The sequence below is a fragment of the Bradyrhizobium sp. AZCC 1719 genome (genome assembly GCF_036924525.1).
Taxonomy (GTDB): Bacteria; Pseudomonadota; Alphaproteobacteria; order Rhizobiales; family Xanthobacteraceae; genus Bradyrhizobium.
This window is the reverse complement of the sequence record NZ_JAZHRU010000001.1, coordinates 4,714,656-4,729,863: the sequence shown is the minus strand read 5'-3', so window position 1 is coordinate 4,729,863 and position 15,208 is coordinate 4,714,656. Positions and strand designations below refer to the sequence as shown.

13 protein-coding genes and 1 pseudogene are annotated in these 15,208 nt (G+C 59.1%); 3 read left to right on the top strand and 11 right to left on the bottom strand.

Annotated elements, in window-relative coordinates:
* Positions 1-10: 10 nt before the first annotated feature.
* The 4 genes from trbB to V1292_RS22075 all read right to left on the bottom strand — a co-directional run bounded on the left by trbB (position 11) and on the right by V1292_RS22075 (position 4,597).
* Positions 11-931, bottom strand: coding sequence for a P-type conjugative transfer ATPase TrbB (gene trbB / locus V1292_RS22090; RefSeq protein WP_334377124.1), 921 nt, complete (start codon positions 929-931; stop codon positions 11-13).
* 180 nt (positions 932-1,111) lie between these two features.
* Positions 1,112-1,546, bottom strand: a complete 435-nt coding sequence (locus V1292_RS22085) for a CopG family transcriptional regulator (RefSeq protein WP_334374775.1) — start codon at positions 1,544-1,546, stop codon at positions 1,112-1,114.
* 9 nt (positions 1,547-1,555) lie between these two features.
* Complete coding sequence (locus V1292_RS22080; protein WP_334377123.1) at positions 1,556-3,550, bottom strand: conjugal transfer protein TraG; 1,995 nt, start codon at positions 3,548-3,550, stop codon at positions 1,556-1,558.
* A 210-nt stretch (positions 3,551-3,760) separates the two neighbouring features.
* Positions 3,761-4,597 carry a hypothetical protein gene (locus V1292_RS22075; protein ID WP_334374774.1) on the bottom strand — a complete coding sequence of 279 codons (837 nt, stop codon included), beginning with the start codon at positions 4,595-4,597 and terminating at the stop codon, positions 3,761-3,763.
* Positions 4,598-4,735: 138 nt separating this feature from the next.
* Here V1292_RS22075 and V1292_RS22070 point away from each other — a divergent pair, with 138 nt between their 5' ends.
* A complete protein-coding gene (locus tag V1292_RS22070; RefSeq protein WP_334374773.1) occupies positions 4,736-5,200 on the top strand; it encodes a hypothetical protein in 465 nt (154 codons plus the stop codon).
* A 188-nt stretch (positions 5,201-5,388) separates the two neighbouring features.
* Here the strand turns inward: V1292_RS22070 and V1292_RS22065 are convergent, their stop codons facing one another.
* The 3 genes and pseudogenes from V1292_RS22065 to V1292_RS22055 all read right to left on the bottom strand — a co-directional run bounded on the left by V1292_RS22065 (position 5,389) and on the right by V1292_RS22055 (position 8,359).
* Positions 5,389-6,363 carry a dienelactone hydrolase family protein gene (locus V1292_RS22065; RefSeq protein WP_334374772.1) on the bottom strand — a complete coding sequence of 325 codons (975 nt, stop codon included), beginning with the start codon at positions 6,361-6,363 and terminating at the stop codon, positions 5,389-5,391.
* A 559-nt stretch (positions 6,364-6,922) separates the two neighbouring features.
* Positions 6,923-7,138, bottom strand: coding sequence for an ATP dependent DNA ligase (locus tag V1292_RS22060; RefSeq protein WP_334377122.1), 216 nt, complete (start codon positions 7,136-7,138; stop codon positions 6,923-6,925).
* A gap of 718 nt (positions 7,139-7,856) precedes the next feature.
* A pseudogene (locus V1292_RS22055) lies at positions 7,857-8,359 on the bottom strand (methyltransferase family protein).
* Positions 8,360-8,647: 288 nt separating this feature from the next.
* On the opposite strand from V1292_RS22055, the gene V1292_RS22050 reads away from it, so the two are divergent.
* On the top strand, positions 8,648-8,992 hold the full coding sequence (locus tag V1292_RS22050) for a DUF952 domain-containing protein (protein ID WP_334374771.1): 345 nt from the start codon (positions 8,648-8,650) through the stop codon (positions 8,990-8,992).
* 640 nt (positions 8,993-9,632) lie between these two features.
* Here the strand turns inward: V1292_RS22050 and V1292_RS22045 are convergent.
* Entirely contained in the window at positions 9,633-10,388 is a 756-nt protein-coding gene (locus V1292_RS22045; protein ID WP_334377121.1) for a class I SAM-dependent methyltransferase, read from the bottom strand.
* A gap of 154 nt (positions 10,389-10,542) precedes the next feature.
* Positions 10,543-11,511, bottom strand: a complete 969-nt coding sequence (locus V1292_RS22040; RefSeq protein ID WP_334374770.1) for a Bug family tripartite tricarboxylate transporter substrate binding protein — start codon at positions 11,509-11,511, stop codon at positions 10,543-10,545.
* 306 nt (positions 11,512-11,817) lie between these two features.
* Between V1292_RS22040 and V1292_RS22035 the strand changes: the two genes are divergently transcribed.
* Complete coding sequence (locus tag V1292_RS22035; RefSeq protein WP_334374769.1) at positions 11,818-12,756, top strand: LysR family transcriptional regulator; 939 nt, start codon at positions 11,818-11,820, stop codon at positions 12,754-12,756.
* Between the two features lie 409 nt (positions 12,757-13,165).
* Here V1292_RS22035 and V1292_RS22030 read toward each other — a convergent pair whose 3' ends face one another.
* Positions 13,166-13,588, bottom strand: coding sequence for a hypothetical protein (locus V1292_RS22030; protein ID WP_334374768.1), 423 nt, complete (start codon positions 13,586-13,588; stop codon positions 13,166-13,168).
* 775 nt (positions 13,589-14,363) lie between these two features.
* Positions 14,364-14,768, bottom strand: coding sequence for a VOC family protein (locus V1292_RS22025; RefSeq protein ID WP_334374767.1), 405 nt, complete (start codon positions 14,766-14,768; stop codon positions 14,364-14,366).
* Between the last annotated feature and the right edge of the window lie 440 nt (positions 14,769-15,208).

Below are 15,208 nucleotides of genomic sequence, written 5' to 3'. Positions count from 1 at the left end.
GCGGCATCCTTCATGATCGGTCTCCAAAAAGTGAGATGAGGTATTCGCCGTCGGTCGTCAGGCCATCGACGCGCGCAAGTTCTGCCAGCCGCCGGTCTGCACCACGGCCGGAGAGAACCGCGATCACGTCAATGGTCTCCGCGATCAGCGCCCGCGGTACGGTGATGACGGCTTCCTGGATAAGCTGTTCGAGCCGGCGAAGCGCGCCGAGCGCAGTGCCGGCATGAATCGTGCCGACGCCTCCGGGGTGGCCGGTGCCCCAGGCCTTGAGGAGATCGAGCGCCTCGGCGCCACGTACCTCACCGATTGGAATCCGGTCAGGACGCAGCCGCAGGGAGGAGCGCACGAGGTCGGATAGCGAGGCGACACCATCCTTGGTACGCAACGCCACGAGATTCGGTGACTTGCATTGCAGCTCGCGGGTATCTTCGATCAGCACGACGCGATCGGCAGTTTTTGCAACTTCGGCCAGGAGCGCATTGGTCAGCGTGGTCTTGCCGGTCGAGGTACCGCCCGCCACGAGAATGTTCTGACGTGTTCGAACAGCGTTCCGGAGCCCTTCGGCCTGGACGTCTGTCATGATGCCGGCGGCGGCATAATCGTCCAGTGTGAACACGGCGACCGCCGGCTTGCGGATCGCAAATGCAGGTGCGGTCACGACGGGCGGCAGCAGCCCTTCGAAGCGCTCTCCGGTCTCGGGCAATTCGGCCGAGACGCGGGGGCTGGCCGGATGAACCTCCGCGCCGACGTGGTGGGCGACCAGCCGCACGATGCGCTCGCCGTCGGCTGCCGCGAGACGCTCGCCGGTATCCGCCAGGCCCCCCGCCAACCGATCGACCCAAAGTCGGCCGTCGGGATTGAGCATCACCTCGACGATCGCGGCGTCTTCGAGCCAGGCCGCTATCGCTGGTCCTAGCGCGGTACGCAACATGCGCGCCCCACGCGACACCACTTCGGACTGGAAGGAATGAACTGCCACGATGGTCCCCAAAGCTGCCGAGCCAAGAAGGCTCGGTGGCGGGGATCAGTAGAAAAGGCAGGTTAAGCACTTGCGCAACAAGCTCAGATCGGGCGGCGTGCTCTGGCGTAGCAAAAGAAGAAGGCGGCGAGATCACTCACGGGGAACGCTTGGCGGCGCTTGCGCCGGCTCAACGTCGAGGGAGATCTCCTGGGCCAGGGTCTGGCCTCTGGCCAGCCGGCGCCCGAGGGCTTCGACAAAACTCTCATACCGTTCCCGGCCCTTGGTCTGTGCGGCGGGCTGCGCTGTGTCCGGAAGCGGCGGCGTTGCCGTCAGCCAGAACCGCACGAACAAGGCCAGCGCTTCGTTTGAAATGCTGATGTGGCGCTCCAGCCGCTCGACCTGCCGGTTCAGCCGGTCAAGACGGCGACCGAGCGCGGCTTCCATCCGCTCCGAGTTATCTGGCGACAAGAATGAGGCCAGTGCGGTTTCGACGATGAGCGCCTGCGGTACCCTCTTGCGGCTGGCGTGATCAGCGAGCTTGCCCGCAAGATCTGGAGGCAGTCGAAACGTGTGTTTGGTGCGCATCATCTCATCCTAGAGCTTGAGACCATCCCCCGGGTCCATTGCGGCTTGGCGCACTAACCCGGAAACGTTCCTCCGCAGGACGCGAGCGCGTATGGCATCACCGTCGCCCTCATCTTCGGCGAAGTCGAACTCCGGCGGAGGCGGTGAGACTTCAGGGGCTATATCTTCATATTCGGGGAGTTCTGGCTCACGCCGGATGCCGGAACTTGCGGGATCGTCTACTGGTTGCCGAACGCCATCCCGCTTGGCGGCATTCACATTCGGCGAAGCTGGCAACAAACTCCAATCGTCCGACGGTATGCCCGCCTCGCGTCCGAATGTGTCCGGTTCGTGCGGGGACAGCACCCGCTCGACCAGACGCGGATCCTCAAAATACATTGCCTTCTTGGCGCGGATCGGTGGCACGCCGGACACCAGCACCAACTCGTCCTCGGGTGGGAGTTGCATCACTTCACCGGGCGTCAGTAACGGCCGCGCCGTTTCCTGCCGCGAAACCATGAGGTGGCCAAGCCAGGGACTAAGCCGGTTGCCAGCATAGTTCTTCATGGCACGCAACTCGGTCGCGGTCCCAAGCGCGTCCGACACACGCTTGGCGGTGCGTTCGTCATTGGTCGCAAAGGAAACACGCACATGACAATTGTCGAGGATCGCGTTATTCGGCCCGTAGGCTTTTTCGATCTGGTTGAGGGATTGGGCAATGAGAAAGCTTTTAAGGCCATAGCCCGCCATGAAGGCGAGCGCCGACTCGAAGAAATCAAGCCGTCCGAGCGCCGGAAACTCGTCGAGCATAAACAGCAATCGGTGCCGGCGGCTCTTTGCCTGGAGCTGTTCAGTCAAACGGCGGCCAATCTGGTTGAGGATTAACCGCACCAAGGGTTTGGTGCGGCTGATATCCGACGGAGGTACCACGAGATAGAGCGTGGTCGGCCGATGATCCTCAATGAGGTCACGAATGCGCCAATCGCAGCGGCGCGTCACCTGGGCAACGACGGGGTCGCGATAGAGGCCGAGGAACGACATCGCGGTCGAGAGCACGCCGGATCGTTCGTTCTCGCTCTTGTTCAGTAGCTCCCTCGCCGCGGACGCGATCACCGGATGTGTCCCGACTTCGCCGAGATGCCGCGTGGTCATCATTGCGCGAAGCGTGCTTTCGATCTGTCGCTTCGGATCGGACAGAAAACTCGCAACGCCGGCCAGCGTCTTGTCCTGCTCCGCATACAGAACGTGAAGAATGGCTCCGACCAACAGCGCGTGGCTGGTCTTCTCCCAGTGATTCCGCCGCTCCAGCGAACCTTCCGGGTCGACCAGCACGTCGGCGACATTCTGGACGTCGCGAACTTCCCACTCGCCTCGCCTCACCTCGAGAAGGGGGTTGTAGGCCGCACTCACTGAATTGGTCGGATCAAACAACAGCACCCGGCCGTGTCGGGCCCGAAAGCCTGACGTCAAGGTCCAGTTCTCACCCTTGATGTCGTGGACAATACAACTCCCCGGCCAGGTCAGGAGGGTCGGGACAACAAGTCCGACGCCCTTGCCCGATCTGGTCGGCGCGAAGCACAGCACGTGTTCCGGTCCATCGTGCCGCAGGTAATGTCCCTCGAAACGGCCGAGCATGACGCCATCGGTGCCGGCGAGACCGGCAGTGCGGACTTCAAGCTGGCTCGCCCAACGAGCCGAACCATAGGTCGCCGCCGTCTCCGCTTCCCGGGCCCGCCACACCGACATCGCGAATGCGACCACGATAGAAATGCATCCGCCCGACGCTGCAATGCACGCCCCTTCGACGAACACTGCAGGCGCGTAGGCATCAAAAGCGTACCACCACCAGAAGAACGCTGGAGGAAGATAGATGGGAACGTTCGTCGCGAGCTCAAACCAGGGTTGGCCGAGTTGGGGCTGATAGCCGAGCCGCCACGCTGTCCATTGCGTCGCAGCCCACATCGTAAACAGCACGACTGTCAGGACGGCGGCAATTTGACCCCAGAGTATTTTGGTGGCGGACATGACATGGAGATCAAATGAGCGTGCCACCCCAAACAAGCTATACCGCTGGTCTTGAGTGTCTTCGGATACCCCTGCGAGCAAATCGGCGCGTCAGCAGCCAAGCCCCAACATCATAACCGCCAGACCAGATGATCTGCCCAGGCGGGCGCGATAACTGGTATGGGTCAGCAACGGACCTAGACGCGCCCTAAAACGAAGTCCGCGGTGCCCTCAATAAACGGACGTCGTTAGCCTGAATGCTGAGGTCCAAAAAGGGCCAACAGCGGAAATTGGCTCTCGGCTCGGCCGAATGAGTCTTAAGTTAAGCCTGCGGCCCTCCAAATATCTGATGACTTCCTCGCCATGAGATTCAAAGCACCGTCCATGGCTGATCACAATGCGCTCAGGTCGCCAAGAGTGGATTTTTGCGAATGCTGCTTTCGCCCTTCGCTGCTGAAGTAACAGCGGCAGCCGCATGCCAAAGAATATTTGGCCGTGGGGATGATACATCCCGCTGAGCTTTGTCGCCGTTCGCCAAGGTTCGGGCATTTTATCCAACTCGATGTTGATAATCGTGTCCGCGAGAACCAGCGTCTCCGACTTCTTGTGAAAGAAAATGAACTCTTTGAAGTATCCACCAGGAAACAGCGTTTGGTCGATGTCTGGCCCCCATTCTTCTGGCGGATTGAAGTCTAAGTCTCGTGCAAACGTGACGTCGACGTGCCGGGCGCGCGCTCTTTGGCGTACACGCGGTGAAGCCCATGGGATCGCATCAGGAAATACTTTCGACCATTCCCCGATATGAGCGTAGTGAAACTGGTTGGGTGACACGAGATGTCGGATTGTCCCCATCCGCTGCAGCTCGCTTGCTAGCCCCTCATCAAATTTGATCGGTGAGTGCAGGAACAGGTCACCACTCGAGAGGCGAACCACCGTCATCCGCGTAGTGAAAGGCAGCGGTAACGTGACGCCGCCTACCGTTAAGTGTTCGAATGGCCCATCGACTATTCCGATGTCCGGCCCCATCGGCTTAAGTACGTTTACTGGTTCGTAGAGAGAGGCGCCCACGGTTATTTTCCCGTTAGCTTCCTGCACAGAGTATGTCTGATCAGGGGAGGTCTGCAACGGGTCAGAAGTCGAGGTCGCCCCAAGCCCCCTCCGCGACCGCGGAGGACCAGAGATGGACGTCCGCAATGGAGTGCTCCAATGTTTAACCCACAAAATGCGCGCCAGGAATTCGAAGCAATCTTGCGCGGCAAAGACCTACATGAGCGTGACCTTAACCTGGTCGACGGCTGTGAGGCGTTTTTCGATTTCTACCGGGACCATAGGCCAAGCGGACGTGTATTTGAGCAACATGAAGACGCGGATATGCTTCTTTTCCAGTGGGGGACCTTCGATTGGGGAACGGGTGAGCAGTTTACCTTCAGCCTGACGCGGCAAATCATCGTGTGCGAGGACGCTGAGGACGAAGACATTTGGCAACTGAGTCTCACGTTCGAGTTCGAAGCGGACGATGATCTCAGGTCGTTAGATAATGGCGACAAATGGTGTCACTCCTTATCGGAGCTACCAGAATTTCGAGAATACGTACGGCGATCCACCGCATTCACAGCCTGTGCTGAACATCAAGTCCGGCGGACCGTGCTTGAATACGGGGTCGCAGGCTGATATCCGCGCCGGGTCATTTTCGGATCTCGGCTCGTGCTGAGCAATGTCCGCTTTCACCCTCCGAACAGACTTGGCCTCACGCGAACGTCAGGTCCGCAAAGGGCCAGGAGGGCGACATTTCGGTCCGGTGGCAGACGAACGCCGACTTGATAACCAGATGAACTGCGCGATCAAAAGGTCGGAATAGATCACTTCGAAGCGAAGACCTCCCTCAGGAAGTCACGAACAAAAGCTCTCGCTTGAGCGCTGGCGACCTCATTAAATGCAACCGTCGGTCCTTTTTCGACACAGGCGTCGCCATAGCTGAACGGCTGCTTCGTCTCCTGGTTCAGAATCACACCATTGTCAGCTTCCGCCATCAGACAACGACGGACCGTGGCCGCTGCTGCTAGCTTTCTTGGCTCCCTAAAGGCCGGCGCATCAAACACGTGATGTGCATCAGGATACTCAACTAATCGAATGTCCTTCCCGGCCTTTGAGAGACGCTCAACATAGGCTCGGCAAGGAGCGATCGGAACGAAATCGTCTGCAGTGCCGTGCAGAAGCCGTATCGGCCTTGCAACAACATCGTCGTCGTCTCGGAACGTTGTGTTACACGGGGGATACATAGCAATGTGCGCTGCGAAGTTGAGCTCTCCCGGCGGACCATACATCTTGCGGAAGCGCACAACGCTCGAATAGAGGGCAGCTTGACCGCCCCGCGAGAACCCCATCACAGCAACGCGAACGGGATCGATTTGCCTGTGCTTGGAGACGAGCTCCAGCGCGCGATACGCATCGACGATCATATTTAGCCGACCCAGCCGAGTCTGGTCGGTCACTGTCTCGATGATTCCGCGGCCAGAAAAGCTATCAACGGCAAATGTCGCAATGCCGATCTCGTTGAGTTCTCTCGTCCACTCATCGATCATGCTACCGGATCCGCCGACGCCGCCGGAGCCCTGAAGCAAGACGGCGGCCGGCAGCTTTTCGGGGCCCAACTTCGGAAGTCGCAGTACTCCCGCCAGGGTGACATGGACCCCATCCTTCTTGCCGTTCAAGAAATCAGCATCTGACAGCGTGATTGACTGCAAGGCGTGAAACTCTTGGCGGGCCAGTTGCGCCTGCGCCTGAGCCCCAATGAAGAGGACAATTGGCAACGCGATTAGCAGTGGACTCTTCATAGCTTTCCTCCCAAATCTTGAGGCCAGGCGACCCCCAATAACGGCAACGCTGTGAGGTTCGCTACACCCCGAGCTAGTGGCGGCCTTCGACGCGCGCGTAGGCACGCGCGAAATCCACGCTCGCACCGGCCAAAAGGACGTCGTGTGCTATCGAGTGAAAAGCCTGCCGACGGCATTCACGCTGCCCGGCTTATTCGAGGTCTCGGCAATCTCGTCTTGAGCAGCTCATCAGAGAATAGCCCATTTCCGATACGAGCACCAGCAAGGGCAAACGCAAAGGCGCCGGAATACGATATCGCCTCAAACCTCGAGATCCCGAATTAAGCGCGGTACGGTCATGCTCGACTTCGATCGAGCATGGAATTCCGATCGACGCCCTGATCCAAGCGACCGGTTAAGTGCGGCTTTGGGTCTTCGCGTCGGTTTGGCCGGACCACGGCGACTTCCGGTCTACCCCGGCGAACGGACATTCTCAGGATAGGCGGGCAATGTTCCGCCACGGAGGGTTGGCACACGGGACGTTCGTCGTCGCTCATGGGCTGGCGCAACACAACAAATGTTAGGATTTGGTCAGCCCCTTAAACGAACTGGCCCGCAACAAGCCCTCCGACGTGATATCCCGGCACTCAACGTCGGCGAGGAACTTCGGTTCTACCCACGTCGCCTTCGGCTTCCTGATCGGTCTGGTTAGTTTTGACTTCGGGCTGACTACTGTGTCGAGCTGCTTCCTGATCGAGGATCGAACTTGTTTCGATACGGAAGCTGGCGGCGAGATTTTGCAATTGAGGGACGCCTGCAGCTAAGTGACAGACCTGCCAAACTCAGACATCGCCAGACGCTGTGTTTCAAACACTGTTTCAAACACATACTTTCATCGAACTACATCTGAGAGTCCAAAAGCGAACCGACACCTGAACGCCCATCGGTATGTTGATGGAACGCAACTGGGGTGCGGAGACGCGACCGTGTTGGAAGTGTTGATTACCAAACGAAGCCTGACAAGGTGGGAATGGCGGGTCTGTGACCGCTACGGCGCGACGATTATGGGCGGGTTTGAAACCACCCGACCAGAGGCCAAATACAGGGGTAACCGGGCGCTATTTCTCCTATTATCTACCCGCTGGATGTTACGGTGATCGCTCAACGTCGCGGGCCAGAGCGCGAAACAGCGTTCGCTGGCCGGGCAGTTAAGGGACATCCCATTTCCACTCGCAGTGGTCCATTTTACTTCCAGAACCGGACATGAGCGACCTTTCCGCTCATGCCAGCCATGGGCCAGATTCGGTCCTCATAATGCGCAGGCGCAGACGGCCGGTCTTCCTCCGGGATCGGAAAGACACGGCGTGCGGAGCAGTTGCCCGGCCCATGCGTTATTTCGACCTGGCAGCTAAGGTAGTGGGCCCTCCGGGGCGAGGCCGCTAGGTGCGCTTGCTACGCTTCGCCGTCTCGCACTGTTTGTTGCAGCCGGCATCGAGCCGCTTGCAGCGATTCCATTATGCGGCTCGCCATGGCGTCAACCGCGGAATCCAGCGCGGCACATTAGTCCGAAAGCTCTCGTACTCCGTGCCGAATGTTTGCTTGAGCGTCGGTTCTTCGTACATCACCACAAAGACATGAAAAAAAGCCAGAGTAGCGCGCCGTACCAGAGGAGACGCCAGTCACCAAACAAAAGGGCCTGACCAAAAATGACTGCGACGACCGCGATGTAGATCGGATTTCGCACGTAGCGATAAAGGCCAGTCACTACGAGCTTTTGTGTCGGCGCGATCGGGGCGGGCGTCCCCAGCCCCTCCAGCGCAAAACGGGCAAATGAATCCACAAGTCCGGGCACTCCGAAGATGATCAATATACCGCCGAGGATGCGGGTTAGATCGACGCCGAAAAAAGCTGGCCGAAATTCCCACTGCGTGACCCACCAGGGGACGAAGCCTGCCAGCACCAACGGCGCAATGACGAAGAACAGAGCGGAGCCCAAGACGGCAATTGCTTTCGACATTGCGTGCTCCCACGACCCGACAAGATTAGCTTAGCAAATCACTTTCTGCTACGAGCATTGAACGCGGCTCTACCATTGGTTGTCCCGGCCGTCGAGTTCTCTTCACCTCGCTTCTGATCTTCAGGCTGAGTTCCGGTATGGGTCATGAGCGCCGTTTTGTCGGCCAAGTCTCCGCTTCCGGTCTACCCTGAGCAGCAGACGTTGTGACGGGCTGTTGGCAGGTCTCTGAAGGGCCAATAGGGACATCACCGGTTTGGCTTGATAGGGTGGAGGAACAAGGAGACGGACTTGCAACACTCAGTGATTTTTCACATCTGCTTGCCCGCCGTATGGGCAGCAGCGAAGAGCGGCGAATATCGCTCTCCCTCGTTCGACAGCGAGGGTTTCATCCATTGCTCGACCCCCGATCAAGTCGTTGAGGTGGCCAATTATCTATTTCGAGGCCAACGCGGTCTTGTATTGCTCGTCATCGATCCGGATCGCGTGATCTCGCCTATCCGGTACGAGGACGCGGGCAATGGTAAGCTTTACCCGCATATATATGGGCCGCTCAATCCGAGCGCCGTTGTCGCTGTCGAGCCTTTTGAACCAAGTGCGGACGGAACATTCGAGCTGCCCAAACGCCTCAATTGATCAATCACGAGGATGTCGGCTTTGGGTCAAGAGGCGACATTGCGCGCTCAGTTTGAAAGAGGCCGCCAAGTGAGGCGGCCTAAAACTGGATCGGATGCGGCAAAAGCCCTAATAACTGCAAAACGACAACGATCAAAACAATCGGCCACAACAGCCCAGTGACCAAATAGTAGGTCCCGATGACCGTTAGATCAGTCAATGTATCCGGGCGATCAAACCCACCGCTTTGGTAAGCTCCCCAAAGCCCTAGCAGCTCGCATATTAGGAAGCCTACGAAATAGATCGCAAGGACAACCTTCCATCGACGCGTTGGAATGAATTCGGGTGGCAGTGTCGTCATCCAGATCAGTATGGCGAATTAGGAACTGCTTAACAAGCGGCGGCCGTCCGGGCCAGATGTCCGTTCCGGGTCACTAGCGCCGTTTTGAGCGCCCGTCGGTCACTTCCGTTCTTCCCCGATGAGCGGACATGCCGCGCGGCTGCTGGCATGTCTCAAACGGGCCACAAGCCGACATACGCGGGTGCGCAGAAATTCCGCTCTAATGGAATGGCCCGGCCGTGCTCCGGCCCTGCCAGCATCGACAAGGAGCGGGCGCAATCGGGCTGCAATCCGCACCGAGTTTCCGTTCACTAGGGTTTGTCATCGCGTTACCATTCCTCGAACGGCCCAGGCACTACTTGCAAAACTGCGCGGGCCGTCCGGAAGGCCGGCCAGATAAGCTGCCCTGACGCTTGACTGGATCTGCCGCTGTGTCGGCTCAGGCAAACCAGCCAAGAACTCACTGTGGGTCCCTTGGCCGAAAACAGCCGGGATCCAAAAGTCTTCAAAGTTCTCGAAGTCCATCCGAATAGTGAGGAGTGTCGCAGCTACGTCCGAGAGGCCAGCATGCTGCAAAGCGGTCTGCAGCTCATTCGGCCGTGTCATCGGACGGATCAGTAGACCTGACCTTCGCTGCTCCGCCGGCGGATGGATCGCTGCAACCGTGTCCCAGAACATTCGCCGGCTTGGCATTCCTCCGAAAGTATCCCAGACCGCTGCGGCAACGACACCGCCCCGCTTCACAACACGAACCATCTCAGAAATGGCTCTGACCGCGTCGGGCACGAAGTGAAGAACCAGAAGAGATAATGCCATTTCGAATTGAGCCGATTCGTATGGCAAAGCCATCGCATCGCCTTGTCGTACATTGATCGATGCTGCTCCCTTCCGGGTGTTTAGCGCCTCCACAAATTCGGACTCATAGTCCAAAGCATCGATCGATGCGGCTTTGCGCCGGGCGGCGATTTCGAAGGTCAAACTTCCGGTCCCACAGCCTACGTCCAGAACCGCCCCACCCTCAACGAGCCCCGCGAAGTCAAGGAAATCTGAAGCAAGTCGTTTGCTCCACCGTCCCATGTAAGAGTCATAAGCCTCCGGATCGCGCGCCACAAAGTTCGAGGGCATTGTTCACCGCTTTTCCGTAGTTCAGGCGGACTACACTCTTGGCTGTGAGCATCATCCAACCTCTTCAATGGCATTCGTTTTGGCATGCGTCCGCTGTGATAAGCGCCTACTCCAATTTCGCGCCGGAGCGCTTCACGACATCGGCCCATTTCGCCGATTCCTTCTTGATGAGCGCTGCGAACTCCTCTGGCGTCCCGCCAGCCGGCTCGTCGCCGATTTGCTCATAGCGCGCTTTGAAGAAGTCAGATTGGATTGCACGGTTGATGGCCGCGTTGAGTTTATCGGCAATCGGGCGAGGCGTGCCGGCTGGTGCCGCGACGCCAAACCATATCGGCGCTTCATAACCGGGAACGCCGGCCTCGGCGATCGTCGGCAGCTCGGGGAAGCCGGCCGAACGCTTCGGACCGGTGACGCCCAACGCCCGGATAGCCTTCTGCCTGGCATGCGGCGCGATGGACGTGAGGCTCTCGAACATGAGATCGACGCGCCCCGCAATGAGGTCCGTGATGGCGGCGGTCCCGCCCTTGTAGGGCACGTGCACGATGTCGGTGCCGCTCATGAATTTGAATAGCTCGCCGCTGACATGGCCCGGCGAACCGCTGCCCGACGACGCGTTCGAAAGCTTGCCGGGGTTCTTCTTGGCGTACTCGACCAGTTCGACGACGCTGTGGATCGGCAGCGAGGGCGCGACAGCAAGCAGGAGGTGCCCGGTCGTGACTAGCGCGATAGGCTGGAAGTCGCGCTCGATATCGTAAGGCGGCTTGGCGACCATATGCTGCGCGATCGCGAACGCACCGATACTGGCGAACAGCAGCGTGTAGCCGTCGGGCTGCGCCTTTGCGACCGCGTCATTGCCGATGACGAAAGCGCCGCCTGGCCGGTTCTCGATGATGATAGATTGGCGGAGCTCCTTTGACAGCTCCTGCGCGAGAATGCGTGCGCCATTGTCTGTGGCGCTGCCGGGGGCTTGCGGGACGACGATCTTTATGGCGCGCTCGGGATACTGCGCTTGAGCGGTTGTCGCAAAAGCGGCAGCGCATGTCAGGCTCGCGAACAAAAGCTGTTTTATGCACATCGGCTTTCTCCTTCGCTTGTGGTTTCACCTTCGGGGGCATGTTGAAAGATCAATGCATTATCGCTCAGCAAGGCCAGGACGACGATTGATTGCTCGCCGCCGCTGAAGGTTCACGAGCTTTGACGGCATGTGACGTCGCTTGGTTCTTCTCCTCGGCTGCGCGGTTCCCACCTAGTGCGTCGCTCAGCGGTCAGTGGCATGCGTGAGCCATCTTCCAAGCTGTGTGAACACTGCCGCCGGACCGGACGCTCGTCCAATGCATAATTGTGCTAGTAAAGCATGCCGCCGCGGAATAGAAATGCCACCATGGATCTGAGGCGCCTGAAAACTTTTGTTACCATTGCCGAACTTGGCACGGTGTCCAAAGCGGCGGTGCATCTGCGCATTGGGCAGCCCGCGCTGTCGCGCCAAATCAGCGATCTTCAGCAGGAGCTCGAGCTACGTCTCTTTGATCGTGTAGGACGCCGCTTGGTTCTAACGGCCCAAGGCGAGCAGCTCCTCGTGGACTGTCGGCGCGTCCTAACCGACCTCAACAGCGTGCACGAGCGGGCAGCGGCGCTTCGGCGCGGCGACAGCGGCAGGCTGAAAGTCTTAGCCCCGCCGCACACGATTGAAAGCGTGCTATCCGGGTTTCTACCGCGGTATGCTGAGAGCTTTCCGCAGGTTCATGTCGAATTGACTGAGGCCCTTGGGCCTGAGCAACCCGCCCTACTCGAGCGCGGTGAAGCTCATGTCGGGATCAGAATTGACCCAGGTGATGATCCTCGCTTCGAGACGCGCGTCCTACAGTCCGCGAATGTGTTGGCTGTCAGTGCTGCATCCGTCGAACTCGGCAAAGCCGGTGTCATAACGATCGAGCGGCTTATCTCATACCCGCTCCTGTTACCGTCGGGCTATTCCGTCCGCCGCCTGTTCGAGGCGGCTTGCCGCCTGGCAAAAGTCCATCCCAAGGTAATGCTGGAGAGCCGCGCATCGCATACGCTATTGACCTTGGCAGAGGCTGGGCAAGGTGTGGCGATCGTCCCATCCCTTCAGCGAACTGATCGCTACAAAGTGCGCGTCGCCCGAATAACGCACGGGGGCAAGCCCATTCGAGAACGCGTTGCGGTTCAGTGGGACAGGCGCCGTCCACTTCCGCCGTACGCCCTCACTTTTTGCGAACACCTGGCCCGCTACATCCACACCGTCTTCCCTGTCACAAAGCCTACCAAGACCAACCGCTCCGTGGGTCTTCGTGCGCGCTAACGTCAACAGTTTCGTGGTCGAATTTTTAACCGTACCCCGTGATCCCCGCGCGACGTTATGTCTTCAAAAGGCACGCATCATGGTCCGAGAAGGGTCAAACTCGGAAGTGTCCCTGCTTACGTGGCAGGTCCGCTGTACCCTCAAGGGCGGACATCGTCAGGCCGCGCTGGAAGGTCCGTTTCGTCACATTTTCGGAAGTCGACGCCCGCATCGGCGAGTCTAGTCCCTATAAACGGACTTCGTCAGTCCGGTCTATCAGGTCCGAAAAGTGCCAATTACCGGACTCGTGTGGCCGGGGTTCGCGTCGCGCAGAGTAATCCTACTTCATCTCGCCAAACGGGCCTGCCACCAAATGAAGAAGGGCACGCCGATGATTTCCAAAACTGTGAACGACGCCGGCGAGCATCACTTAAGATCGTTGTGCAGGACGCCTGACGAGGCCGATGCCGAGGACGAGCACGCCGACTGCCAGCACCACTGCGCCGACATAGGCCAGATAGATGAGCCCGCTCGGGGCCCGCGCGTCGGGCGATATGACGGACAGGAAAAAGGCCGCCGGAACCAGGATTGCGGCGATGGGGATCGAACCTCGCACAAGCCATTTCATCGCGTTTGAGAGGTTGGCCTCATCCACGTATCGCAGCGCCACGAGCGCCAGGATGAGCCAAACGCCTGCATGTGCATGCCCGGCGCGCCATAAATCCTGGCGCAACGGGTTCTCCATGTACTTCGGGTCGCCGATCAGAAGAGAAAGGATGCTTACGCCACCATACATGACCGTCGGCATGACGATCAGAAGAATGCCGGCCAAGCGGCGTGACTCGTTGCTCATGGTCATCTCCAACCCTTCAAGAGCTCGCAAACACGACGAGACCTCACGAGAGATATTCGTGACGACCGTTCGCGGCAATGTCGGCGCGCGCAGGCCCCTGGTGCCGACTCGATCTTCGTGCGCAACCAATGTAATTGCACGCCTCAAATGGCCGTGCATGACCGCTGGGTCAGACTCGGAAATCTCTAACAGCGCAAACGTAGTCCGTTCTTCCTCCAGCAACCGACGTCGACCCGGACTTAGCTCGTCAGGTTCATGTTGGCTTCCGGGGATGGAATAGCTCTTCGACGGACTGTTTCGGGTCCTTGATCCGAGAGCGGTCCCTGCGATCGTTCTTTTGTGCTTCGAGCTTCTGCAGGAAGCGGAAACGCGGCGATCGGGTCGCGTGCCCTGATCGGCCGTGCTTGGTCATGCCGAAGCCCTTTTGGCCGCTGTGCGCCATTTGATCACCAACGAAAGCTGTGCGGCTTGTTTCTTGCCATTCACGCGCTTCGCCGAAACCACGATCGGAGAGAAAGAATAGCCCTGATCATCAAAAGGCGCGAGGGGACGGTCGGTTTGCGGGAGCGAAATGCTGCAGTGCGGCGCGCTCGAGCCGGCCAATAAGCGACATCACTCCTGTTTATTCGATCACCTCGGCTGGGGTCACAAGCAACGCCGACGGACAGACTCGACCAGCCGCTTAGCGCAGGCCATCGCAGGTTGTCCGGTGGCGGCGCTTACTCGGTAGATGCATGATCCGACAGATGTCTCGCCAACAGCAGCTGAGTCATCCTCAAGCTCGAACCGGCGCTCCGATTCCGAGCAGGTTTCCTTCGCTGTCGCGGAACCACGCGCCCCGCTCACCGGTACCCTTGCTGGGGTAGTTACCGCGAATCTCCGCAATTCCATCGACGGTCCTCAGGCCCGGCAAGTCATACTCCTCAAACTCGACCCCCCGCGCGCGAAGCTCGCGCACGGTCGCTTCGATGTCGTCGACTTCCCAGCCCATTTGTGTGTGGGTGCCGGATTGCACTCCCAGCGAGACGAAGATTGCAAACTCGCCCGCCGCGCAGACGTAGCGGAGCCCGCCCGCGCGCTGTTCGACCGGATCGAGCCCGAGTTTCTCCGAGTAGAACGCCCGCGCGCGATTTAGGTCTTTGGCTGGAAGCCGGGTTGCCACCTTCGCGTCCTTTAGCATGTCCTTCTCCTCTCGTGGTGTTCATGCGCTCGTGTGCCCTGTGCTCGGCGGGGCGCTAGCAGAATATCAATACACGACAAGGCCGTTCGTGGAGAATGGCGCGCCCGAAGACATTCGTCCGGTTCGGGTCAAACTCGGAAGTGTCCCTGCTTTCATGGCAGGTCCGCTGTACCCTCAAGGGCGGACATCGTCAGGCCGCGCTGGAAGGTCCGTTTCGTCACAGAAGCAGACCTAGCGCTCTCGCACATTCACGCGCGGCGCGGAACGGTCAAATTTAGCGCAGAGCGCATTAGCCGACCCGCAGCAATAATATAACTGCCGATTATCTTCTTAGGAACGGCCAATCGCGAGACGCGTTTCGCGGGATAGCTCGGTGCTGTTCCCACAGACAACTCGATACCCATGTTGATGAAGGGGGAAAGAACCGCAGATGACACCCT